Source organism: Prosthecobacter sp. Pr1 (genome assembly GCF_057652315.1).
Map to the genome: position 1 here is coordinate 266,801 of NZ_JBYFBS010000002.1, position 22,040 is coordinate 288,840.

At 59.3% G+C, this 22,040-nt stretch carries 22 protein-coding genes; 8 read left to right on the forward strand and 14 right to left on the reverse strand.

Features of this window, described 5'->3' with window-relative positions:
* Positions 1–11: 11 nt before the first annotated feature.
* Positions 12–734: a PEP-CTERM sorting domain-containing protein gene (locus AC24GY_RS03890; RefSeq protein WP_487680455.1), complete on the reverse strand. Its 723-nt coding sequence runs from the start codon at positions 732–734 to the stop codon at positions 12–14.
* A gap of 352 nt (positions 735–1,086) precedes the next feature.
* Here AC24GY_RS03890 and AC24GY_RS03895 point away from each other — a divergent pair, with 352 nt between their 5' ends.
* Positions 1,087–1,752, forward strand: coding sequence for a hypothetical protein (locus AC24GY_RS03895; protein WP_487680456.1), 666 nt, complete (start codon positions 1,087–1,089; stop codon positions 1,750–1,752).
* Positions 1,753–1,755: 3 nt separating this feature from the next.
* Here AC24GY_RS03895 and AC24GY_RS03900 read toward each other — a convergent pair whose 3' ends face one another.
* From AC24GY_RS03900 to AC24GY_RS03920, 5 genes are all read right to left on the reverse strand, one after another.
* Positions 1,756–2,838, reverse strand: a complete 1,083-nt coding sequence (locus tag AC24GY_RS03900) for an SAM-dependent methyltransferase (protein ID WP_487680457.1) — start codon at positions 2,836–2,838, stop codon at positions 1,756–1,758.
* 61 nt (positions 2,839–2,899) lie between these two features.
* Positions 2,900–3,601 (reverse strand): response regulator transcription factor, encoded by a 702-nt coding sequence (locus AC24GY_RS03905; protein WP_422315571.1) that lies wholly within the window; start codon positions 3,599–3,601, stop codon positions 2,900–2,902.
* On the reverse strand, positions 3,598–5,007 hold the full coding sequence (locus tag AC24GY_RS03910; RefSeq protein WP_487680460.1) for a PAS domain-containing sensor histidine kinase: 1,410 nt from the start codon (positions 5,005–5,007) through the stop codon (positions 3,598–3,600). The genes AC24GY_RS03905 and AC24GY_RS03910 overlap by 4 nt, the downstream gene beginning before the upstream one ends.
* A gap of 9 nt (positions 5,008–5,016) precedes the next feature.
* On the reverse strand, positions 5,017–5,613 hold the full coding sequence (locus AC24GY_RS03915) for a hypothetical protein (protein ID WP_487680462.1): 597 nt from the start codon (positions 5,611–5,613) through the stop codon (positions 5,017–5,019).
* A gap of 360 nt (positions 5,614–5,973) precedes the next feature.
* Entirely contained in the window at positions 5,974–6,396 is a 423-nt protein-coding gene (locus AC24GY_RS03920; protein ID WP_487680464.1) for a DUF2934 domain-containing protein, read from the reverse strand.
* A gap of 131 nt (positions 6,397–6,527) precedes the next feature.
* On the opposite strand from AC24GY_RS03920, the gene AC24GY_RS03925 reads away from it, so the two are divergent.
* Positions 6,528–7,595 carry a nucleoid-associated protein gene (locus AC24GY_RS03925; protein WP_487680466.1) on the forward strand — a complete coding sequence of 356 codons (1,068 nt, stop codon included), beginning with the start codon at positions 6,528–6,530 and terminating at the stop codon, positions 7,593–7,595.
* A 30-nt stretch (positions 7,596–7,625) separates the two neighbouring features.
* Here the strand turns inward: AC24GY_RS03925 and AC24GY_RS03930 are convergent, their stop codons facing one another.
* Positions 7,626–7,955: a type II toxin-antitoxin system RelE/ParE family toxin gene (locus AC24GY_RS03930; protein ID WP_487680468.1), complete on the reverse strand. Its 330-nt coding sequence runs from the start codon at positions 7,953–7,955 to the stop codon at positions 7,626–7,628.
* Positions 7,952–8,182 (reverse strand): type II toxin-antitoxin system ParD family antitoxin, encoded by a 231-nt coding sequence (locus tag AC24GY_RS03935; protein ID WP_422315559.1) that lies wholly within the window; start codon positions 8,180–8,182, stop codon positions 7,952–7,954. The genes AC24GY_RS03930 and AC24GY_RS03935 overlap by 4 nt, the downstream gene beginning before the upstream one ends.
* A 118-nt stretch (positions 8,183–8,300) precedes the next feature.
* Between AC24GY_RS03935 and AC24GY_RS03940 the strand changes: the two genes are divergently transcribed.
* Positions 8,301–8,588, forward strand: coding sequence for a translation initiation factor (locus AC24GY_RS03940; RefSeq protein ID WP_422315557.1), 288 nt, complete (start codon positions 8,301–8,303; stop codon positions 8,586–8,588).
* On the opposite strand, the gene AC24GY_RS03945 is transcribed toward AC24GY_RS03940, so the two are convergent.
* Positions 8,589–9,353 (reverse strand): class I SAM-dependent methyltransferase, encoded by a 765-nt coding sequence (locus tag AC24GY_RS03945; RefSeq protein WP_487680470.1) that lies wholly within the window; start codon positions 9,351–9,353, stop codon positions 8,589–8,591.
* Positions 9,354–9,432: 79 nt separating this feature from the next.
* Here AC24GY_RS03945 and fabV point away from each other — a divergent pair, with 79 nt between their 5' ends.
* Positions 9,433–10,626: an enoyl-ACP reductase FabV gene (gene fabV, locus AC24GY_RS03950; protein ID WP_487680472.1), complete on the forward strand. Its 1,194-nt coding sequence runs from the start codon at positions 9,433–9,435 to the stop codon at positions 10,624–10,626.
* Positions 10,627–10,677: 51 nt separating this feature from the next.
* Here the strand turns inward: fabV and AC24GY_RS03955 are convergent, their stop codons facing one another.
* From AC24GY_RS03955 to AC24GY_RS03965, 3 genes are all read right to left on the reverse strand, one after another.
* A complete protein-coding gene (locus AC24GY_RS03955) occupies positions 10,678–11,931 on the reverse strand; it encodes a lactonase family protein (RefSeq protein WP_487680474.1) in 1,254 nt (417 codons plus the stop codon).
* Between the two features lie 12 nt (positions 11,932–11,943).
* The gene (locus AC24GY_RS03960) at positions 11,944–13,590 is read right to left on the reverse strand and encodes a CocE/NonD family hydrolase (protein WP_487680476.1); all 1,647 of its coding nucleotides are present in this window, start codon (positions 13,588–13,590) and stop codon (positions 11,944–11,946) included.
* A gap of 70 nt (positions 13,591–13,660) precedes the next feature.
* Positions 13,661–15,028: a sugar transferase gene (locus AC24GY_RS03965; RefSeq protein ID WP_487680478.1), complete on the reverse strand. Its 1,368-nt coding sequence runs from the start codon at positions 15,026–15,028 to the stop codon at positions 13,661–13,663.
* A gap of 87 nt (positions 15,029–15,115) precedes the next feature.
* Here AC24GY_RS03965 and AC24GY_RS03970 point away from each other — a divergent pair, with 87 nt between their 5' ends.
* From AC24GY_RS03970 to AC24GY_RS03985, 4 genes are read left to right on the forward strand one after another with little or no spacing between them, the layout of a single operon-like run.
* Positions 15,116–15,826, forward strand: a complete 711-nt coding sequence (locus AC24GY_RS03970; RefSeq protein WP_422315543.1) for a type I 3-dehydroquinate dehydratase — start codon at positions 15,116–15,118, stop codon at positions 15,824–15,826.
* Between the two features lies 1 nt (position 15,827).
* Complete coding sequence (locus AC24GY_RS03975; protein WP_422315541.1) at positions 15,828–16,895, forward strand: D-alanyl-D-alanine carboxypeptidase family protein; 1,068 nt, start codon at positions 15,828–15,830, stop codon at positions 16,893–16,895.
* Positions 16,896–16,953: 58 nt separating this feature from the next.
* Positions 16,954–17,697: a platelet-activating factor acetylhydrolase IB subunit gene (locus AC24GY_RS03980; protein ID WP_487680481.1), complete on the forward strand. Its 744-nt coding sequence runs from the start codon at positions 16,954–16,956 to the stop codon at positions 17,695–17,697.
* Positions 17,698–17,734: 37 nt separating this feature from the next.
* Entirely contained in the window at positions 17,735–20,212 is a 2,478-nt protein-coding gene (locus AC24GY_RS03985) for a c-type cytochrome (RefSeq protein WP_487680483.1), read from the forward strand.
* 98 nt (positions 20,213–20,310) lie between these two features.
* Here AC24GY_RS03985 and AC24GY_RS03990 read toward each other — a convergent pair whose 3' ends face one another.
* Together AC24GY_RS03990 and AC24GY_RS03995 are read right to left on the reverse strand one after the other, a co-directional pair.
* Positions 20,311–20,565: a hypothetical protein gene (locus AC24GY_RS03990; protein WP_422315535.1), complete on the reverse strand. Its 255-nt coding sequence runs from the start codon at positions 20,563–20,565 to the stop codon at positions 20,311–20,313.
* Between the two features lie 91 nt (positions 20,566–20,656).
* On the reverse strand, positions 20,657–21,925 hold the full coding sequence (locus AC24GY_RS03995; RefSeq protein WP_487680485.1) for a Gfo/Idh/MocA family protein: 1,269 nt from the start codon (positions 21,923–21,925) through the stop codon (positions 20,657–20,659).
* Between the last annotated feature and the right edge of the window lie 115 nt (positions 21,926–22,040).

The window sequence follows — 22,040 nt, forward strand, 5'->3', positions numbered from 1 at the left end:
ATGGGGTGGCGTTAGAGCAGGGAGGGGCGTGTCATGCGGCGGGCGCGGCGTGTCAGATGGGCGGCAGCCGCAGCGAGCAGCAGGAAGGCCGAGCCGGGCTCTGGCACCACGGCTGTTTGCAGGCTGAACGCTCCAGGGGTCGTGGAATACGTTCCTGGGCCCTGCACGTTATTGGCACCGCCAATGATGGTGCTGTTCGCATCGGTCAGCTGCCAGTAGTAAGAATTGCTGTCAGCTGTATTGGGTATGACCCAGTCATCGGTCTGATCTCCCACGGGGGAGCCGTCGGTCACCAGCGCCCACTCGCTGCCTGGCACAATGGATTTGGAATTGTAGGCCCAGAGATAAACCGTATCCCCCATGGTGAAGATATCGGCAGGACTGGCATCAGGTGAATTCGAGGAGCCATCCGGGTTGAAGTCGAAGCCCCCTAAAAAATACCGCCCGACCGGAATCGGCTCTGGATTCCAGCCGTTCGCATCCGGATAATACGCACGATCAAGCACGTGCCAGTTGGCCTGCCATTGATCAACGTTCTGATACGTGGGGGTGAAACCGCCGGTAAAAGTCCCAATCTCAAACGAATAAGTGGCATCCAGAGCGTTGCCGGAACTGTCGAACAAATTGTCGCCGAAGCTGCTGTTCCAGTAGACCGAGCTGGCCTGGGCACCGTGGGTCCACGCCAGCGCCACAGCGAGGCAGAGGAGTCTGGGTAGTGTGGAGGTTTTTTTCATCGGGGTTTTGGGCTGTTGGCGGCGGGGGAAATCGGAGAAACGAGCGTGTCAGGAAGCTTCCGGGCAGGGATGTAATTGAGATTTAGGTCCTTACGTATCACATATATTATAATTATAATAACAACAATGCCAGCAAACAAGTCTGAATTCGGATTTATTTGGAAATCTTGACTGTTCGGGCCTGTCGTTAGTTATGCCCCGCTATGGGAAGGGGCATCTGCTGGCAGACCACGATCCCAGCCTAGGCTCTTGGGGGCGCATGACCGGCGACCTTGTTCTGCAGTCCCGCGCCTGTTCTTCCCTTAAGTGCAGAATCTCATGGCGCTGGCCCATGTCGCGGCTAATGGAGCCGATGAAGTTGGAACAAGGCCAGATTTGGAAGCAGGGAGAGAATTACATCCGCATTGTGGAATGGGCGCGTCTGTCCATCGAGTACAAGGTGATGAAGGACCCCATCTCCAAGCTGGGAATGCTGCACAGAGTCACGAAGAAGGAATTCTGCCGCCTCCTCAAAGGAGCCGTGCTGCTGAAGCCGGACGATCTGCCTTCCGCAGAGGCGCCAGCCGAGGACGAAGACGAGGAAGAATTCTCCGCCGAGCTTGAAAAGGCCATCAGCCAGAGCATTGCAGCGGACCTCCGCTGCATCCTCGATGGAGCCAATGACGGTGATAGCGATTCGGTGCTGGAAGCTCACGCCCGCCTCAAGGACGCTGTCAGCACCACCGATCTCCCATTGCTGCTGGATGCGCTGAAGTCACCTGACAATAATTTCTGGTCCCGGGAACTCATCGGCGAACTGGTGGCGAAAACGGGCGGTTCAGACTGTCTGGCAGAACTGCTCGAAGCTCTTGCCGCAGGTTTTGCCGAAGGCCATGACAACGATGGCCTGCAGAGCAGCCTCATCATGCTGGCCGAGGGCGAGCCGGAAAAATGCCGCCGGAAGCTGAGCGAACTGCTGGCCGGGCCAAATTTTAAAAATCAAGAGGCTGCCGAGTGGCTCCTGACATTCATCCCATAACCGTCACACCGTCTCAAAGAACAGAGTGAACTCGTGCCGGTTGTAGGTCAGGTGCGTCTGCGCAAACAAACGCAGCCCAGCAGCCTTGGACATCGCAACGATGAGGCGGAACAGCTCGTTGGGTTCATCCAGTGAATCAACCCGCGGCACCTTGAGTGTGAAAACAACAAGTCCCCCCGGCTTGAGAAACCGTGACAGCCGGATCACTTGCTCGATGGATTCCTCCGGCGGTCCGTTCATGTCGCACAGCAGCGCGTCATAGGCCGTCCCGGCCTTTGGCTGAAAGGCTGCCACGTCCTCCAGGAAAAACTTCAGCCCGGGCCGGCCATCGAGTCGTTTGTCCAGCGGCGCACGATCAATCGCCGTCACCCGCTGGTTGCGCGCGAGCAGTTCCGACGTCATGCCACCGGGGCAGGCCCCCAGTTCGATCCAGTGCGCTCCCTCCCTCATTGGCGGCCGGTACAGCAGCAAATAATGCAGCGCCTCGGCGATCTTGGCGCCCGCGCGGCTGATCGTGTCCGGTGCATCCTGATCAATGTACTTGCTGCCGCCTGCGTAGAGACCGTTCGAGGCGCGCGGACTCTGCATGCCGCAAAACAAGCCCTCTTTTCCCACGAGGCAAAACAGGGTTTCCGCCGTCGGGTCCTGTTCCTCCACCGTCGCCGCAGCCAGCTTGGGAAACAGTTGCAGCACCCTGCCGCGTAGATTGGAGGCCAGCCCTTTGTAATACTTGTCCGGAGACGTGGGCTGCAGCGTGCCGATGAAAATCCCCTGCGGTTTGCGTTCACCAAACTTCTTCAGCAGTGTCTGTGCCGCCTTCTCAATGAAGCCGTCCATTTTCTGCGCATTGCACGGCCAGGTGTGGTCCATTGGCAGATTCCAGCGCGCAAACTTCGCGGCTTCAGACTGGCGGATTGCCGCCGGGGTCGCTGTCTTGATAAGATAATAATCCTGCCCCAGCCGTGTGCTCGATACCGCTCCCATTTGCTTCAGCACAGTTTCGGCGATTCCCTCGAAAATTTCGGGGATGCGCACCAGCCAGGGGCGCTGAGCTGGGGGAGTGGCGGTCGTTTCGCTGTCGGTCATGTCCTCCTGCACTCGCGCCACATTGTCCTGTCTGCAAGCAGAGGAGTGCGGCAGGCTGCTCTCAATCGCCGCCTTCGGTGCGGCGCGTCACCCATTCCACCGCTGCACGCACCAGCTCGGGGGCCGTGTGGATGCCGAGCTTCGTTTTGATATGGGAACGGTGGGCCTCCACGGTCTTCACGCTGAGCCGCAGATCATGGGCGATCATGCTCGTGCCGCGGCCTTGGCCGAGAAGTTCGAATATCTCCAGTTCCCGGTCGCTGAGCTTCTCCACAGAGCTTTTGCTGTTGCTCTCCCGGCCCGTCACAAAGCTGTTCAGCATCAGCAGGTTCGCCGCAGCACTGAGATACAATTCGCCACTGAGCACATGCCGGATGGCCGCCACCACCTGGTCCGGCGGGGCCTGCTTCATCAGGTAGCCGCGCGCTCCGGCACGCAGCGCCCGTTCGGCGTAGAGCGATTCATCGTGCATGGACAGCACCAGCACCGGCAGGTGGGGTTTGAGCACCTTGAGCGATTTCACCAGCTCGATGCCATTGATGTCCTTCAGGGAAATGTCAGCGATCACAAGGTCGAACTCATGGCGCTCCACCAGTCCCAGGGCTTCCGTAGCTGTCTCGGCCTCGCCACAGATGATGATGTCATCCTCATGATCGAGAAGCATCGCGATGCCTTTGCGGAAAATGGGATGATCATCCACGATGAGAATGCGGTGCCGGCAAACTTCCAAAGGAACGGGGTGCTTGGAAGGAGAGGCATTCATCCGGGGTTCAAAGAAGGAGATGGGATGGATGCCGGCGGTGGCTGCTGCCCGACAGCAATCATTGGCAGCACGCAGGATACCCGCGTCCCGTGATTCTTGCGTCTGCCGATGCTGAAATCCGCCCCGATCACATCCGCACGGTACTTCATCAGGCGCACTCCCATGCCGTCGCCCACATGAATGACCTCCGGCATGCCGCACCCGTCATCTGCCACGCTCAAGGAAAGAAGATTATGCCGCAGCCTCAGGCTCAGGGTGATCGAGCGCGCCCCCGAATGCTTCAGCGCATTGGTCACCGCCTCCTGGGCGATGCGATATAAATGCAGCGCCACACTGTTGTCCGTGATGGGGATCATTCGCTCGCAGCGCAGCCGGCATGAGATGCTGCCGTTGCTGCGTGCCGCCAGTTCATGCAGGGCGGAGACCAGGCCTTCGGCATCCATGACCACGGGATGCAGTCCTTTGGCGATGTCGCGTGAGGCCTCCACGGATTGATGGATCAAAGCCGCCAGCCGCGAGGCCTCCGCCGCCGGTCCAGCGAGCTCCTGCGCCTCCAGGGTTTTTGCCAATGACCGCGCCATCAAGGCCAGCCCGGAGAGCGACTGGCACAGCCCGTCGTGCAGATCCTGGCCCATCCGGCGCTGCTCCTGTTCGGAGATGTCGATCAGCGCGTTTTCCAGCCTGTTCCGTTCCTCGATCTGCGCCGTCAGTTTCTCATTGGCGGACACCAGCTCTGCCGTGCGTTCCGCCACGCGCTGCTCCAGCTCTTTCTGTGTCTGCCGCTGTTCGGTGATGTCCGTGGCCACACCCAGCACCTTGTCGCAAACCCCGGCCTCGTTGAACAGAGGCACCTTCCCCGTGCTGAACCAGCGCACCTGCCCGTCTGCCTGGGTGATTTCTTCCTCTGGAATCTGCAGGGCCTTGCCACTCGACATGACGTCGTGGTCGATTTGCTGAAAATGCGCGATCTGCTCCGGCGTGCGGTTGAAGTCAGCATCAGTCTTTCCCGCAAGCTTCTCCGCCGTGGTGCCGCAGCTGCGTGCGAGTGCGGCGTTGCCCAGCAAGAATTTCCCGTGCTTGTCCTTCACAAAGATCATGCTCGGAGTCGCGTCGATCACCTGACGCAGAAAAACGCGCTCGCGGTGCAGTTCATCCTCGATCAGGCGAAAATTCCTTTCGCTCGCAGTCAGCACTTCGTTGCGCGCTTCGAGCTGTGTGCGGGTTGGTTTCGTCTTCGGCGTTTTTTGTGGTCGCGGCTCGACGGGTTTGCCATCGTTCCGCGTGCTGGCACGTGGCGTTGTCGGTGTTCCTGGTTGAGTCTCGCGTGTGTGGGGCACAGCCCTGCTCCGGCGTTTTGCCTGGGCGGGGCCATCCGGCGCGGACTGCCTTGAGGAGGAACGAGGCATGGCAGGAGCCTACTGACTCAGGATTCCGTCTTCAATCTTAATCGCACGATGCAGGGGGACCGCATTGGACGCATGGCTGCTGCGGGGTAGGTGCATTTCCAGCAGCCGTTCCAGTCGCTCCGTTTCCCTGCCCTCCTCCATCAACATGGTCCAGTGCCGTTCGCACCCGCACCAGCGGCAGCAGATTTGCAGCCTCGCCCCGGGTTTGGCATGCGTGCTGATTTTGATCCCATGCTGCAAAGACCAGTCCAGGATCTGCTGCGCCTTGAGTGTGCCCAGGCCGGAGATGCGCAGCCGCCCCTGCGCAAAGCAGATGCCACGCGGGGCCGCCAGGCAGGTGAAAAGGGCCAGTCGGGCCATTGAGACGATAAACCAGCCGGACAGCAGGCCGCACAGCCAGCGCTCGGGAGAAACGTACTCACCGCCTGCGACCCGCCACCCCAGCACGAGCAAAACCATGCAGGTCAGCAGTGCGGCGGCCTGATTGAACTTTCCATGCAGGAGGCGCGTGAGATGTTCATACCGCGCCCGGTGGTAAAGCTGTGGCTCCTCAATCCAAAGGCTGGTCTCGTCGTTGCGCAGCACAGCGGCCGGAGGTGTCAGCATGGGCCTGGGCGTCGCCAGAAGCGGGGCGGCATCCTGCTTCAGGAGACCAGACCGGGGCGCGCTGGAAAACGTAACTCCGGCCAAAAGCCGGGTTGCTGGTAGGGGTTTGTTCATGCCGGCCTCCCGCCATCCTAGGCATGCCTTATTCGTTGATGCCGCAGTGGTGCCAGTGATGGGCGGACCGGGAGACCAGACGCACGCTTCCGGTCAGCCTCAAGACCTTTTGGGCCAGTTCCGAACTCGAAATTCTGCCGCTTTCACGCGGCCGTTGCGTGACTGACGTGTCCCCGGTGCGCGTAGCCGAGGCCAGGTCTGGGCGGGCAGGCTCCACCGCCATTTCCTCGATTGTGTAAGTTGCGTTCATGACCATCCTTTCGTTGAGAGTGAGAATTCATTGTCCATGGTATAGCAGGAGATGGCTTCCATCTCCTGCTCCCAAAATTCCTCCAGCCGTTCGGATTCGGCGGGAACAAAGACCTGCCCCTGCGCGGCATAAACGGACATCAGTTCTTTCTCCGCATTCAGCCAGTGCTCGGGTCGCAGATGTGAACAGCCTTCTTTCTTCCAATGTTTGAAAGCAAGCAGGGCGATTTCTTTGTCGGAGGGATGTGAGCCTTGACGGGAGGTCTCGCTTGATGGGGTGTACACAGGGGCATTCATGGCTTTGAGGGGTAAACGTGAATGAAATGCAAACTGGCGGGTGGCTCCGGCCATTCTGACCACTTCTAAATTTCCCGCAATCGGCTCTGCCCTGCTCTTGGCATCGGGGAAACCCTCAACCATCTGTCATGGCCCAAGATTGTCCCTTTTGGCAGGTTTGCTGCGGCCTCAAACTTCAATTGCAGGTTTCTTTAATCTGCAGGTTTCTTTAATCCTTTGCGAATCGCATTCCCTTTCTACTCTCCGCGCCCCGCATGTCCGTCAAACTTCGTCTCAATACCGCCACCGCCACCAAAGTCGTCCTCGCCAAGATCGGCAATCCTCTGCGTGAGGAACCGCTGCAAACCTCCAAGGAGGTGTTCCAGATCGCCGAGGGAGATCAGGAAGCACTTACCGCACTGTTCCTGAAGCCTTTCAAGGCCTGCATCGCCCACCGCTTCACCCATCATGCCTCCCTCAAGCAGCATGAGGTGAACAACTGCGCCAAAGCCATCTTTGAAGACGAGGATCAGCTGCTGGCCAAGGGCGTCGAGATCGCCCAGCGCCTCTACGCCAAGTCCAATCATCCCAACATCAAGGCCGGTGACCTTTGCATCTCCCTGCTCAAGGAAATCCACATCGAGGGCGAGCTCGTCAACGGCCTCTGCATCCTGAAGAGCGACAGCGTCGTGCCCTTCCTCACCATCACCCCGCGCAACGGCGACCTCCAGCTCAGCACCGAGCACGGCATCAATCCCGACAAAATCGACAAAGGCTGCCTCATCCTCAATTTCTGGGAGGAGAAAGGCTACTACGTCCTCACCTTCGACCGCAGCGGTGGCGACACCCGCTTCTGGGTGCGCGAATTCCTCGGCGTGGAGGCCGTGCCAGACGCCGCCTTCCTCACCAACGCCTACGCCAAGATGGCCGTGTCCTTCCTCGAAGAGCAGCAGCCTGCCGATGGCGACACGCCCCCCTGGGAAACCGCCACCGCTGCCAAGGACGCCCTCGAGTACTTCGAAGAACGCGAAAATTTCGACCTCGAAGAGTTCGGTCAAACCGTCCTCAAAAACCCCGAAGTCATCGCCAAGTTCGACGAACACCGCGCCCGCATGGAGGAAGAGCAGGGCCAGCCGCTGGAGACCAACTTCGAGATTTCCAAGAAGGACCTCACCAAGGCCAAGAAACGCATCGCCGCCGTCCTCAAGCTCGACACCGGCGTCGAAATCCACTTCAAGCCCGGCAAGAGCGAAAACGATCCCCAGCTCGAACGCGGCTTCGACGACGACAAGGGCATGAAGTACGTGAAGGTGTTTTACAACAAAGACGTCAGCGCGGGGTGAAATAAGGACGAATGGAATTTTCGTCCACGATCAACTCTCGGGATCTTCCAGCAGGCGCCGCGGAAGGTCTCGGGAGCCATGCATGATGCGCTCGATGCTTAGCTGTTCTCCTTTTTGATAAAAAACGAGATGCTTGTCGAAAGGGCGCGATGCCTGGAAGCTACGGATGCCCGCGAGTTCCATGGATTTAAAATGACGGCGCAGCCCGAGTTCAGGATGGGCTGCGAGATGTTGAATCGTTTGGTCAATGGCCAGCAAGTAACGCTCGGCCACTTCAGGGTCGGCATTTTCAAGATACCATCGGTGTTGCAGAGCAATGTCCTGTTCTGCCCGCAGGGCAATGACAACTGTCAGGCTCATGCGCGGGCATTTTGACGAATGCGGTCCAGTGTCGAAGCATCGTAAACATGATGAGGCGAACGAACACCTTCGAGAAGGGCCGCTTCCAGAGCGGGTGATTCATCAAATTCCTGATGTTCCAGCACGCGCAAGGCCTCCCGCACGACTTCTCCTTCGTCGGCATAACGACCAGTGTGAACGAGTCGCTCAACAAGCTGGCTCAGGGCAGGTGGAAGAGCAATATTCATGACTAAGGGTATCCAATGCGCTGAATTTGTCTAGGAGTTGCCTTTCGGGTTCATCCGGAGGTGGCAAAAAGTCGCTTCAGCGGATACAGCAACCGCATCAAGTTCAGCCTCTTCTCTCATGAACCCCAGTTCCGATCCTACCTCTCCCCAGCGTCTCTGGAAAATGGGCCGCGTTGTTCTGCAACGTGAAACCGCTCATCGCGGTGGCAAGACGGTCATTGTGATCAAGGACTTCGCCACGCATCTGCCGCTTTCCGTCATCGAAACCATCGCCAAACGTGTTCGCGCTGCCTGCGGCTGTGGCGGCACGGTGCGTGACAAACGCATCGAGATTCAAGGCGATCAAGCCGCCAAGGTCCGAGCAGTGCTGGAAGCCGAAGGCTTTGAAGTGCGCGGCGTGAAGTGATCACCGCCCTAAGTGCACCCGTGTGTCATACTCAAAGCAGACCTGGCCTGACTCCTGATAAACGTCAAAGATGCGGCGCAGTTCGGCGATCATCTCGTCATGGCGTGGCTGGCCCTCAGCCGGCGCATAAGAACTGGAAAGCAGGCGCCCCTTGAGTCCTTCGAAATCAAAGCGCTGCTCATAGGCAAAGGTGTGCGTGGCATAGTCAACGCGGAAGAATGCGCCGAGAGCAGCCGTGTTGACGTTTTCGTGACGAACCTTCGTGTAGTCCGTGCCGAAAGTGATGAGCAGTTGTTCGAACGCTTGCAGGAAAGGCGTGGAGTCGAGTCTGCGCTCATTCCAAATGAGCACAATGTGACCGTCCGGTTTGAGGATGCGGGTGAACTCTGCGCGAGTATCCGGCGTGTTGAACCAATGAAAAGCCTGCGCGGCGACGATGAAGTCCACACTTTGGTCCGGCAGCGTGGTGGCCTGCGCGCTGGCGTTCACACTGTGAAAGTTGGGAAAATGAGCGAGCAGCCGCTCAGCCGCCTCACGCATCTCGCGATTTGGCTCCACGGCATAAACGGCATTGCCAGCGCGCAAAAAGAGCTCCGCAGAAATGCCGGTGCCCGAGCCGACATCAGCGATCACGTGTTGAGGAATAAGTCCTGCCTCACGCTGCAGCAGCGGGATGATTTCCGGCGGGTAGCTTGGGCGGTAGCGCACGTAGTTCTCCACACGGTCGGAGAAGCGCTGTTCGGGTGCGGATGACGGGGTGTGCATAAGGCCATAATGCCGGAGGTGGGGCGGGAAAACAAGTTGCCAGCACCCTCGCGACTGCTAACGCTGAACTTATCCCACTATGATCGTCGCTCCTAAAATTCGCGGATTCATCTGCACCACCGCACATCCGACCGGCTGTGCCAAACACATTGCTGACCAGATCGCCGTCGTTAAGTCGCGCGGCCCCATTGCCAATGGCCCGAAGAAGGTGTTGGTGGTGGGTTCCTCGACCGGTTACGGTCTGTCCTCCCGCATTGCGGCAGCCTTTGGCTCGGGTGCGGCCACCATGGGCGTGTTTTTTGAAAAACCCGGTGAGGCTGAGCGCTGCGGCACCGCAGGCTGGTACAACTCCGCTGCGTTTGAAAATGAAGCCAAGGCTGCCGGTCTCTATGCCCGCTCCTTCAATGGCGACGCCTTCTCCGATGCGATGAAGACCACGGTGATCGAAGCCATCAAGGCAGATCTCGGGCAGGTGGACTGCGTCATTTACAGCCTTGCCTCCCCGCGCCGCACGCATCCGAAAACCGGCGAAGTTTTCAAATCCGTGCTCAAGCCCATCGGCTCTGCTTCCTACACCAATAAAAACCTCAACACCGGAAACGGTGTGGTCAATGAAGTGACCATCGACCCGGCGAATGAAGACGAGATCGCGCAGACCGTGGCCGTCATGGGCGGTGAAGACTGGGAAATGTGGATCGATGCGCTGCAAAGCGCCGGCGTTCTCGCAGAAGGCGTGCAGACCGTGGCTTACAGCTACATCGGGCCGGAAGTGACCTGGCCGATCTACAAGAACGGCACCATCGGCCGTGCGAAGGAAGATCTGGAGCGCGTGCAGCGTGTGCTGGACGGCAAGCTGGCCTCCCTGAAGGGCAAGGCCTGGGTCTCGGTGAACAAGGCGCTCGTCACGCAGGCCAGTTCCGCGATTCCTGTGGTGCCGCTTTACATCTCGCTGCTCTACAAGGCGATGAAGGCCGAAGGCACGCATGAGGATTGCATCGAGCAGATGGACCGCCTCTTCCGCGAGCGCCTCTACAACGGCAATCCGCAGCCGGATGAAGCCGGACGCATCCGTGTGGACGACTGGGAAATGAAGCCTGCATTGCAGGACCTTGTGGGCAAACGCTGGGCCGAGGTGAACACCGAGAACCTCGCGGAGCTGGGTGATTTCGAAGGCTATCAGACCAGCTTCCTGCGCCTCTTCGGCTTTGGTCTCGAAGGCGTGGACTACAATGCCGAGGTGGACGTCAGCATTGGCGTGCCATCACTTGCCTAAGGATGACACGTTTCCCGAGCCCGCAGCGCTTTGCTGCGGGCTCTACTTGGATTACTTTCCTTTCGCGAGATCCAGAAACACGATGCTCGAAGGATTGCCGACGGCTGCGTAATGGCCGGTGAAGTTTAGGACGCCGGTTTTGCGATCGACGCGGAACACAGCCACGTTGTCGCCACGCTGGTTGAGGCTGTAGAAGAACTCGCCTGTGGGGTCGAAGTTGAAGCTGCGCGGGTAGTCGCCGTGGGTCCACTCTTCGGTGACGAAGGTGAGAGTGCCGTCTTTGCCGACGGCAAAAATGCCGATGCTGTCGTGCAGACGATTGCCCGCATAGACGAAGCGGCCATCGGCAGAGACGAGGATCTCGGAGCAGAAGTTGCTGCCGGCAAATCCGGGTGGCAGGCTTGAGATCGTCTGGCGTGGGGTGAGGCGACCTTTCTCAGTGTCGTAATCAAGCAGCACGATGTTGGAGCCCTCCTCCTGCAGGGAATAGAGCCAGCGGTTGTTGGGGTGAAAGGCAAAGTGGCGTGGGCCATCTCCAGGAGGAAAGGTGACATGGGGAGGATCGTTCGGCGTCAGCGTGCCTTTTTGGTCGTCAAACTTCCACACGAGGATTTGATCCAGGCCGAGATCCACAGACAGCACAAAGCGTCCTGAAGCATCAGACGCGATCATGTGCGAATGCGTTCCATCATGGCCGCTGAAGGCGAAGCTGCCGGGAGGCGCGTTGGTTGCTTTCTTCGGCCCGATGGTGCCGGCGTCCTGCTTGAAGTCTGTGGCTTCTCCGAGGCTGCCATCAGGCTTGATTGGAAGCACGGACATCGAGCCACCAAAGTAATTCGCCACCAGCAGAAAGCGTCCGGAGGGATGAAGGCTCACATAGGTGGGTCCTTTGCCGCCGGAACTGACGGTGTTCATCAGCGTCAATTGACCGTCCTTGGGATTGATGGCAAAGGCGCTGACGGAGCCTGCTTCGTTGTCACCCTGATGGTCGGTTTCATTCGTTGAATACATGACTGTCCTGGCGGCATTGAAGGTGAGGCAGTTGGGGCTCACGCCAGTTTTGTACAGACCGCAGGGTGTCATGGCACCGGTGCTGCGGTTTACTTCAAAGATATGGATGCCCTGGCCGTTCCCTGGTGGCAGATCCACCTGGGTGGCCTTCATGTTTTGCAGCGGCGAGGTGAAGGTGCCGACGTAGGCGATCAGCGGTGCCTGATCTTTGGCATGAACGGAGAGAGCCGCACCGGCGGCGAGTGCGGTGCTCAGAAAGGAACGGCGTGAAATGGATTGGATGTGGGATTGCATGAGAAATGGGAATTACTTGAGGACCGGCAGAATCACACGCGAGGCATGTGTGGCATCATGCCAGATGGTGTTGATGGCTGGCACACCGGGTTCGGTGATGAAGTGGCTGATGGGGGCGCCGGTCTGCGTGTTCGGCTCATAATAAGGCGCGCCGGTGCTGGCGATGGTGATGCGGATGCGGTGGCCTTTGTTGAAGATGATGCTGGTCCAGCCGATGTCCCAGGCGAGTTTTGTCACAGCGCCAGGCACGAGCAGTTTTTGATGATCAAATCCTTCGTGATAGCGTGCGCGCAATGGGTAGTCCACGATCAGGATGGAGCGGCCATCGGGATATACATCGGTCACGCGCAGGAAGAAGTCGGTGTCCTTGGCAGTGGATGACACGAAGACTTCGGCCTTGATGCGTCCGGTGACTTCGAGCGGCTTGGTCAGCACCTCGCTGGTCCAGGTGCGCACTTCGGCCTGCTCTTCAAAGGCTCGCGCATCCTTGGCACCGGGGAAGCCAGCGTAAGGCAGGCTCATGGGATGCGCAGGATCGCTGAGATACGAGGTGCTGGCTTTCTCATTCGAGGGTTTCGCGGCGGCGAGTTTGCCGTCGGGTTGCAGGAACCAGTCGGCGGCTTTACTGGCGGGCGGGAAGTCTTTTTCCTCACGCCACACATTGCCGGGAGCACCTTCCTCACCGACTGCGCCCATCACGTAGTATTTCACGGTCGTATCCTTTTCGACGCCGTTGTTTTCGCCTTTGAGGTAATGATTGAACCACTTCGTCATGTGCGCATAGACATCGAACATGGCGTTCTCGGGGAAGAGAAGGTCGCCGATCTTGTTCGACTTTGGATAGCCGCCGTGCAGCCAGGGGCCGATGATGAGCTGCTGCTGGCCGCGTGAATTGGGACCGCCATGCTCATTGCGCCCGATGAAGCTGGCCACGCTGCCCTGGCACATGAAATCAAACCAGCTGCCGATGGTGAAGCAGGGGTAGTTCATCTTGTCGAAGTGCAGGGAGGCGTCTTCGTCCTTCCAGAAATCGTCATAGTCCGGGTGCTGGTCCCATTCACGCAGCATGGCTTCGTTGTCTTTGATGTCGCGTGCCACAGAGCCGCCCTTGATGAAGCGCTGCGGTTTGGTGGCACCGCCGATGCGGTAGCCTTCCTGATACAGGCTCAGGCCCGTGTCGGTCATGTACTGCGCCACGAGATGCGGCGGCTGGGTGACGGCGAGGTAGTTCTGGGCATAGCCCGCCTGCGAGCCGCCATAAGTGCCGATCTTGCCTGTGCACCAAGGTTGGGCGGCCAGCCATTCGCACACGTCATAGCCATCGCGCAGCGGCCCCCATTGCAGGCCGCGATAGCCTCTGTAAACGCCTTCGCTCTCATGCGTGCCGCGGTAGTTCACCAGTGCGATGACAAAGCCGCCTTCGGCAAACTTGGCGGCAGCCTTGCGCGAACCGGCGCTGCTGATGTCCGCATAGCGCTGCTCAAAGATGGCGGGAAATTTGCCCTCGCCCGGCGGGAAGAACACATAGGCCGAGAGGCGCTTGCCATCGCGCATCGGAATCATGAGATGCTCTTCACGGACGGGGCCGAAATCGAGCTTGGCGGGAGTGGCGGCGTGCAAAGACGCACAGGCGGCGAAGAATAGGAGAACGTGGCGCATCAGTCCATTACGGGGGGCATGGACGGCACGTTTCAATCACATGCGGTGCGAAAGGCACGTATCCTGATACTTAGCTCGCGCCGATGCCGCGAATGACGGCGGGCAGGGTCTGGGCCAGGATTTTCAGATCGAGCCAGAAGGACCAGTTGTCGATGTACTTGAGATCCAGCGCGACCCACTCCTCGAAGTTCTTGATGCCGTTGCGGCCGGTGACCTGCCACAGGCAGGTCAGACCGGGCTTCACGCTGAGGCGGCGGCGCTGCGCGTGCTTTTCGATGCGCTGAATTTCATAGACGGGCAGGGGACGGGGGCCGACGAGGCTCATGTCTCCGCGCAACACGTTGATGAGCTGGGGCAGTTCATCAATGCTGGTGCGGCGCAGCCAGCGGCCAAAGGCGAAGATGCGTGGGTCGTTGGAGATCTTGAAGACGGGGCCGTCCATCTCATTGTGCGCCTCCAGTTCCTGGCGCTGAGCTTCCGCGCCCTGGTGCATGGTGCGGAATTTCCACATGGTGAAGGGCTTGCCGTAGTGCCCGGCGCGCTCCTGCTTGAAGAACACCGGCCCGCGTGAACCGAAACGAATGCCAACGACCGCCACGAGCCACAAGGGCAGTGAGAGCAGAAGCAGTATCAATGCGCCGACATGATCGACGATGGCTTTGAACAGCAGCTCCCATGAGGCCTGCGGTGTGGAATGGAACACCAGCATCAAGCGCCCGCCGAGCACGTCGAAGGTCGGGCGAGCGATGGCGGTCTGGAAGAAGTCAGCCGCGATCCAGGCTTCAACGCCTTCGGTTTCGCAGGCCTGCACCGCTTCCTCGATCTTGCTGAAATGCACATGTTGCGCGGCGAAGAGCACACGGCTGATGGAATGCTCATGCAATGCGGCGACGAGATCTGAAATCGGGCTCTGCATGATGTCGATCTGGCCCACGACCTCGATCTCGGCGCGCTGCTCGGTGGTCATGTTGGCCAGGAAGGCTGCCAGATCTGCCTGCGCGCCGGCGATGATGACACGCTCACGGCCTTTACCAGAGGCCATCTGCCTGCGCAGGATTTCACGCTGCCAGGCCTCGCGCAGCAGCAAGGAGAGCGCACCGAGAGCCACGGAGAAAACGACCACGGCACGGCTTTCGACCGACCACTTGAAGAAGACGATGCAAAAGGCGATGCACATGCCGATGACAGCAAGCGCCTCCGCGAGCTGACGGATCGAGCGCGCTGGTGTCTTGTTGTAGATGTTGGAGTAAAACCCGCGGGCCTCCAGCACGATGGGCGTGAACGGGGCCACGACCGCAATCACCCAGTAGAACTTCTCCATGGGCGGGATCTCAACCGCATCGGGAAAGAAGACCGGAACCAGATCTGCACGCAGGAAATGACCAAACCAAAGGCAGAACGCCAGGAGCGCGCTGTCGAGCAGTTCGGTGAGCTGCAAATTGATTTCTTGCTTCCGGCCCAGCATAGTGACGAGTAAGATACTGAATCTTATTCAGACTTATTAAAATTATACTCCGCCTAGCCAATGGCTCAACTTGTTTCCTCTAAAAACCTGCTTTTCTCCTCCCGCCCTCTTGCGGTGGGGGTGGTGGCGGATTCTGCTGCCCTTGAGCACTTTATCTCCCTGGATGCGGCCTCCCGCGCGAACCTTTGTGACGTGGCGGAGCTGAGGCTGGACCAGCTGCAGATACCTGCGGCGGATCTGCGTGCCAGGCTGGCTGGCAACACCCTGCCGCTGCTGCTGACGGCACGGCATCCTGCGGAAGGCGGGCAGGGGCCTGAGGACCCGGCAGCCCGTGCGGCGATGATCGAGCCGCTGCTGGATCTCGCCACGTTGATCGACATTGAACTGCGCAGCGCTGCGCAGATGCAGGGCACGATCCAGAAAGCGCGTGCCGCAGGCGTGCCGGTGGTAGGTTCATTCCATGATTTTCAGGCCACCCCGGCGGAGGAGGTCCTGCGTGGCGCGGTGAATTTCGCCCAGCAGGCGGGACTGGATGCCGTGAAGATCGCCACCTACCTGAACACGCAGGGGGATCTGGCGAGTCTCATGAAACTGGCGGGGGAGACGCATCGGCTGCGGCTTTCCGTCATGGGCATGGGGCCCTGGGGGCGTGTTTCACGTCTGGTGCTGGCTAAATGTGGCAGCCTGCTGAATTACGGCTTTATTGGTGCTTCGAATGCTCCTGGCCAGTGGCCCGTCGCCCGCCTGAAAGAACTCCTCTCTGAACTCTGAAATGATCCCCCCTCGTCAGTCTCCCCCCTTCCGCCGCGCCCTGCTGGCCAGTCTTCTTTGCGTCTCCATCTCCGGCTGCGGTGACCCCAAGCGTGAGCAGCAGCTGCAATGGAGGGAGGAGGAGATCGAGGCGAAGGCCGCGGCCATCGCCAAGCGTGAGCAGGATTTCGCTGGAGAGAAGCAGATGATCGCACAGGCGAAGGCGGACATCGCCGCGCGTGAGGCGGCGGTGGCACAGCTGAAGAAGAAGCTGGAGACTCAGCTCGCCGATGAGATCGAGAAAACGAAGAAGGTGCGCCGTGAGATTGAGATCAAAAATCTGCGTGGCTCCATTCCACAGATCACTGCCGGGCGCTGCATCGTCATTGATCCTGAGAATGATGATGTGCTGTTTGAAAAGAGCCCGGACCTGCGTGGGGCGATCGCCAGCACGACGAAAATCATGACCGGCCTGCTCGTGGTGGAAGCGGGAGACCTCGACAAGGTGGTCACCATTGAACTGGCGGACACCCAGTGCGCTCCGGTGCGCATCGGCCTCAAGGTGGGGGAGCAGTACACCCGCCGCATGCTGCTGACCGCCATGATGGTGAAGAGCTCCAACGACATCGCGCAGGCGCTGGCGCGTGACAATGCCGGCAGCGTGGCCGCCTTTGCGGAAAAAATGGACGCGCGTGCGCAGGCGCTCGGCCTGAAGAACACGCACTTCGTCAATCCGCACGGCCTGCCATCCCTCACAGATGAAGATCCCTACTCCACGGCGCGTGATCTGGCGATGATCGCCAAGGCGGCGGACAAGCTGCCGGACATCCGCGCCATTGTGAAGCTGCAGAGCTTCAAGTTTACCAAGCCCGACGGCAAGATCATCGAACTGGCCAACACCAACCGCGTGCTGCGCACCGCCAGCTACTGTGATGGCATGAAAACCGGCTACACCGAGGCTGCGGGCTACTGCCTGGTGGCCACCGGCGAGCGCAATGGCCGCCGCCGCATCGTGGTCATCCTCAACGACAGCCACGAAGGTGTCTGGCGTGACGCGCAGGCGCTGCTCGACTGGGCGCTGAAGGCGTGAAATAACATTCGCGGCTTGCGAGTTTCATGGCTTCCCGGCATCATCGCCGCCTCTGACCATGAAACTCCATACCCTCCTGCTCGCCTCCCTCTGTGTCGCCGCCACCAGCTTTGCTGAAACGGCCAAGAATCTCGCCATCGACCCCAAGCCGCGTGATGCCGGCTGGATGAAACGCCACGAGAGCTTCAACGCCATTTCCAAAAAGGGCGAGGCGCAGCTGGTGTTTCTGGGCGACTCGATCACCCAAGGCTGGGAAAAAAATGGCAAGGACGTCTGGGCCAAAACGTGGGAACCGCTCAAGGCGGCGAATTTCGGCATTGGCGGTGACCGCACCGAACACGTGATCTGGCGCCTGCAGAACGGCAACTTTGACGGTATCAAGCCGAAGCTCGTGGTGCTCATGATCGGCACCAACAACACCGGTCATCAAGGCCGCCCGGCTGCCGAGCATGGCGGTGTGGCGTACGCCAGCAGCGCCGAACAGACCGCCGAGGGAGTGAAGATGATTCTCGACATCCTGGGCAAAAAACTCCCGGAGACGAAGGTGCTGCTGCTGGGCATCTTTCCACGAGGTGCCACCAAGGAGGATGCGATGCGCAAGCAGAACGTGGCCACCAACAACCTCATCTCCGGCTTCGCAGACAACAAACGCGTCTTCTACATGGACATCGGCAACACGTTCCTGAAGCCCGATGGCACCCTGCCGAAGGAAATCATGCCCGACCTGCTTCATCTCAGCGCTCAAGGGTATCAAATGTGGGCCGACGCCATCGAAGGCAAGGTCAAGGAGCTCATGAAGTAGCTCGGAGCAAGGCAGTCAGTTTCATCACCATCCAAGCATGAAAACCATTCTCATTCCTCTTCTGCTCGGCGCGACGGCGTCGTTTGCGCAGCTGGCCGATCAAGCAACGCCGGCTGACAAGGTCAAGATCGCCAAAGGCTTCAAGGTGGAGCTGCTGTATTCCGTGCCGAAGGCGCAGGAAGGCTCCTGGGTGTCCATGACGCAGGACGACAAAGGCCGCATGATTTGCAGCGACCAGTATGGAGCGCTGTATCGCATCACCCCGCCGGCGCTGAATGGCAGCCCGGGTGAGACGAAGGTGGAAAAGCTCAGCATCGACTTCGGTCACTGCCAGGGCCTGCTGTATCATGCGGGTGCGCTCTATGGGGTGGTGAATGACGACGCCTATCAGGGCCGCGGCCTCTACCGCTGCAAGGACACGAATGGTGATGACCAGTTCGACACCGTGGAGCTGCTGCGCTCTTTCCCAGGCAAGGCTGGTGAGCATGGGCCGCATGGTGTGATCGCCTCCCAGGATGGCAAGAGCCTGTATGTGATGTGTGGCAACCAGACGCCAGAGCCAAGCTGTGAGACCAGCCTGGTGCCGCGCCATTGGTCGGAAGACCAGCTTTATCCCATGCTGCTGGGCCGTGGCTTCATGCGCGATGTGCTGGCCCCCGGCGGCTGGCTGGCGCACACGGATCTGGATGGCAGGAAGTGGGAGCTGGTGAACACCGGCACGCGCAACACCTACGACATCGCCATGAATCGCAGTGGTGACATCTTCGGCTTTGACGCGGACATGGAGTGGGACACCGGCATGCCGTGGTACCGCCCCACTCGCGTGTGCTTCATGCAGAGTGGTGGCGAGTTCGGCTGGCGCACCTGCAGCAAGAAATGGCCTGCACGCTGGGAGGACAGCCTGCCAGCCGTGGTGGACATCGGCCCCGGCTCACCAACGGGCGTGGCCTTTGGCTACGGCGCAAAGTTCCCGGCGAAGTATCAGGACGCGCTCTTCATCTGTGACTGGAGCTATGGCAAAATGTATGCCGTTCATCTCTCGCCCAATGGTGCTGGTTACACAGGCGTGACCGAGGAGTTCATGAGCGCCTCGCCGCTGCCGCTGACGGACATTGAAGTCTCGAAGAAGGATGGAGCGATGTATGTGAGCGTCGGCGGCCGCAAGGTGCAGTCGGGACTTTATCGGGTGACTTACACGGGAGCGGATTCCGTGCAGCCATCCCCGCAGCCTGAAGTAAAGCCGCTGGCACGACGCACACTGGAAACCTTTCATGGCAAGCAAGATCCCAAAGCGGTTGATGCGGCATGGCCTTATCTCGGAGATGCTGACCGCCAAACACGCTTTGCAGCCCGCATCGCGCTGGAGCATCAGCCTATCGCGTCTTGGAAGGACAAGGCGCTCAATGAGTCCAATCCCCGCGCTGCCTTGACGGCACTGATGGGCCTCATCCGCAGCAGCGGAGGTGACAAAGCAATGCAGCAGCCGGTTTTGGCTGCACTGAACAAGATCGACTTCAAGGCGCTCAAAGGTTTGGATCGTGTCACACTGGTCCGCGATTACATGCTCGCTTTCACCCGCATGGGAGAGCCGGATGCGGCGACGAAGGAGACGGTGATCAAGCATCTTGCGCCGTTGTTTCCCACGAATGATCCGGCCTTGAACCGTGATCTCTGCGAAGTGCTGGTCTATCTGGGAGACGCCAGCGTTGTCGCCAAGGCTGAGCCATGGGTCAATGGCTCGCCGACACAGGAGGAGCAGATCGACTACGCCCGCATCCTGCGCTTTGCGAAGACCGGCTGGACGAAGGAACTGCGGGCTGACTATTTCAGCTGGTTCCTGCGCGCCGCGAACTACAAGGGTGGGGCGTCGTTTGATCTCTTCATCGGCGAGATCAAGCAGAATGCACTATCGACCATGACCGAAGAGGAAAAGCTGGCCATCAAGGATGTGCTGGATGCGAAGCCGGAGGTGAAAGCACCATCGTTTACCGCAAAGCCCATGCAGTTCGTCAAAGCTTGGACGCTGGCTGAACTCAGCAAGTCGCTGGGGGTTGGGCTGGAGGGCAACCGTAACTTTGCCAATGGCCGCAACATGTTCGGCGCCGCCACCTGCTTCGCCTGCCACCGCTTCAACAACGAAGGTGGTGCCGTGGGTCCGGACCTGACCAGTGTGGCCGGCAAGTACAGCCCGCGTGATTTGCTGGAGCATATCTTGGAGCCCAGCAAGGAGATCAGCGACCAGTATGGCAGCACCGTCTTCACACTGCAGGATGGCAGCACGGTCATAGGTCGCATCGCCAACATGAAGGAGAACATCATGATGGTCTGCACCAACATGATGGACCCCAACAACTTCACCAATGTGGATGCCCGCAAAGTTGTGAAAACGGAGGAGAGCAAGATCAGCATGATGCCTCCCGGCCTGCTCTTCATGCTCAAGGAGGACGACATTCTCGACCTCATGGCCTATCTGCTGAGCAAGGGCAATCCGGACGATCCCATGTTTGTTAAGTAAGTAATTCCTTGCCTAAGCGGCAGCTTCAAAAACAAAGGCCCCAGTTCTTGCGAACTGGGGCCTTCTTATTATCGCGGGGTTAGCCGTGAACTAGGAGCTTACTTGGCTTTCTTTTCAGCAGCAGGCGTTTCGCCTTTCTGCTTGGCCCAGCGCTTGCGCTGAGCATCAGCGATTTTCTTGCGGGCAGCAGCGGACATGACGCGCTTCTTTTTGGCCGGCTTCTCACCTGCAGTTGTTGATGCGGCGGACGACTTGGAAGAGCCGCCAAGAAGCTGTGCCAGTTCCTGCTGGAAGCCTTCGATTTTTTCTTGAAGAGCAGCGGCGCGGCGGAGTTGGGATGAGGATAGAGTCATTTGTTTTATTTATGGGGGTACAATCCTTTGTTTATGAAAAACTTAGGCCAAAGTCAAGCTTGGAACTCTAAGTCTATTCCCCATTTTGCACTTAAAGAGCCTGATCGTAGATGCTCTGGAATACCTCGGCGGCATTTGGGTCTATGATCGTTATGCCGTTTTGGTCAAAACGTGCTGTAACTGTCGCCCCTTTTCCCTCCTGCATGTATTTCCAGTTGAGGTCTCGGACGCGTGCGGCGGCATCCACGATGGCGCAGGTAATGCGGGCATCTTCGGCGGTCGGATAGAGTCCGGCCACATCGTCACGGGACTCTTTGGCAAACTTGACGCGGCAGACGGCGACCAAGCCTACAGTCAGACTATCCACTCCGTAACCTATGTAGCCTTTGGTGCCGTCAGGGCGGGTTACTTCGCGGGTAAAGTGATTGTTGCTCGTGCGCGAGCCGCCGCCCTGATTCCACCAGCGGAAACCACGATACTGCTGGTCGCTTTCGACTTTGCCGTCAGCACCGACGATTTCGTGCCCCTGGTTCACCGGACCTTCGAAATCGGCTGGAGTTACCCAGTTGTTATTAAAGTTGATCGACATGCCGTTGTCGAAATCCACGCGCACCTGCACGGCGTCGAAGGCATTGATGCCATCGCGTACCAGGCGCTTTTTCTGGCCGACGGCGGTCAATGAGACCGGCTTGCTGTGGTAGTAGCTCCAGATCAGATCGGTCCAATGCGGGCCGACGTAGCTGAAGGGGTCGCTGCTTTCCACCCACTTGAAGGTGCTGGTGCTGACTTCGAGCGGTTCTTCGAGATAGGCGGTGCCATAGAGCGGCGCGCCGATGCGGTTCTGAATGTCATCGCGGATGCGCAGGTGGTCGGGGTCGTAGCGCTTGTGCATGTCCACGGCGACGATGAGGTTCCTGGCCTTGGCTGCTGCGATGATTTCGTCCGACTCCTGAATGGAGAGGCACATGGGTTTCTCGGTCAAGACGTGCACTCCTTTGGCCAGCGCGGCGAGAATGGGCTGCGTGTGCAGGTGATCCGGGGTGGCGACGGCCATCACATCGAGATCTGGGAAGGCGGCGAGGATGTCATCCCAGGGGGCCTCGCCGTGGAAGGCACGCGGTTCGTGACCGGTGAGGTCTTTGAAAGCCGCTGCGGCTTTGAGCGCGGACTTTTCGCTGCGGGTGGCGACGGCGACGAGGTCGAATTTGACCCCGGCGAGTTCGCGTGAGTATTTGTCGAGGCCGACGCGGGCAAGCTGTCCGGCGATGCCGAAGCGCTGCAAGTCCGCGTAAGCACGCGCGTGAACATCTCCGCCGAACATGCCGGCGCCAACGAGGGCTATCTTGATGGTGGGTTCCATGGTGACGCATGGAACGCGAACTCAGGCGGCATGCAAGAGGTCAAGCTGATACCGGTATGCCGGGTTCTCATGCTTTGGTGAGGCCTGAACTGGAAGACGACACGGAGTGCTGCTG

Coding starts and splice junctions, on each gene's coding strand:
- AC24GY_RS03935 (WP_422315559.1), bottom strand. CDS start 8,182: ATGAATATTGCTCTTCCACCTGCCCTGAGCCAGCTTGTTGAGCGACTC.
- AC24GY_RS03890 (WP_487680455.1), bottom strand. CDS start 734: ATGAAAAAAACCTCCACACTACCCAGACTCCTCTGCCTCGCTGTGGCG.
- AC24GY_RS03925 (WP_487680466.1), top strand. CDS start 6,528: ATGTCCGTCAAACTTCGTCTCAATACCGCCACCGCCACCAAAGTCGTC.
- AC24GY_RS03940 (WP_422315557.1), top strand. CDS start 8,301: ATGAACCCCAGTTCCGATCCTACCTCTCCCCAGCGTCTCTGGAAAATG.
- AC24GY_RS03955 (WP_487680474.1), bottom strand. CDS start 11,931: ATGCAATCCCACATCCAATCCATTTCACGCCGTTCCTTTCTGAGCACC.
- AC24GY_RS03995 (WP_487680485.1), bottom strand. CDS start 21,925: ATGGAACCCACCATCAAGATAGCCCTCGTTGGCGCCGGCATGTTCGGC.
- AC24GY_RS03900 (WP_487680457.1), bottom strand. CDS start 2,838: ATGACCGACAGCGAAACGACCGCCACTCCCCCAGCTCAGCGCCCCTGG.
- AC24GY_RS03895 (WP_487680456.1), top strand. CDS start 1,087: ATGAAGTTGGAACAAGGCCAGATTTGGAAGCAGGGAGAGAATTACATC.
- AC24GY_RS03985 (WP_487680483.1), top strand. CDS start 17,735: ATGAAAACCATTCTCATTCCTCTTCTGCTCGGCGCGACGGCGTCGTTT.
- AC24GY_RS03930 (WP_487680468.1), bottom strand. CDS start 7,955: ATGAGCCTGACAGTTGTCATTGCCCTGCGGGCAGAACAGGACATTGCT.
- AC24GY_RS03920 (WP_487680464.1), bottom strand. CDS start 6,396: ATGGTTGAGGGTTTCCCCGATGCCAAGAGCAGGGCAGAGCCGATTGCG.
- AC24GY_RS03990 (WP_422315535.1), bottom strand. CDS start 20,565: ATGACTCTATCCTCATCCCAACTCCGCCGCGCCGCTGCTCTTCAAGAA.
- AC24GY_RS03905 (WP_422315571.1), bottom strand. CDS start 3,601: ATGAATGCCTCTCCTTCCAAGCACCCCGTTCCTTTGGAAGTTTGCCGG.
- AC24GY_RS03975 (WP_422315541.1), top strand. CDS start 15,828: ATGATCCCCCCTCGTCAGTCTCCCCCCTTCCGCCGCGCCCTGCTGGCC.
- AC24GY_RS03960 (WP_487680476.1), bottom strand. CDS start 13,590: ATGCGCCACGTTCTCCTATTCTTCGCCGCCTGTGCGTCTTTGCACGCC.
- AC24GY_RS03970 (WP_422315543.1), top strand. CDS start 15,116: ATGGCTCAACTTGTTTCCTCTAAAAACCTGCTTTTCTCCTCCCGCCCT.
- fabV (WP_487680472.1), top strand. CDS start 9,433: ATGATCGTCGCTCCTAAAATTCGCGGATTCATCTGCACCACCGCACAT.
- AC24GY_RS03945 (WP_487680470.1), bottom strand. CDS start 9,353: ATGCACACCCCGTCATCCGCACCCGAACAGCGCTTCTCCGACCGTGTG.
- AC24GY_RS03910 (WP_487680460.1), bottom strand. CDS start 5,007: ATGCCTCGTTCCTCCTCAAGGCAGTCCGCGCCGGATGGCCCCGCCCAG.
- AC24GY_RS03915 (WP_487680462.1), bottom strand. CDS start 5,613: ATGCTGACACCTCCGGCCGCTGTGCTGCGCAACGACGAGACCAGCCTT.
- AC24GY_RS03980 (WP_487680481.1), top strand. CDS start 16,954: ATGAAACTCCATACCCTCCTGCTCGCCTCCCTCTGTGTCGCCGCCACC.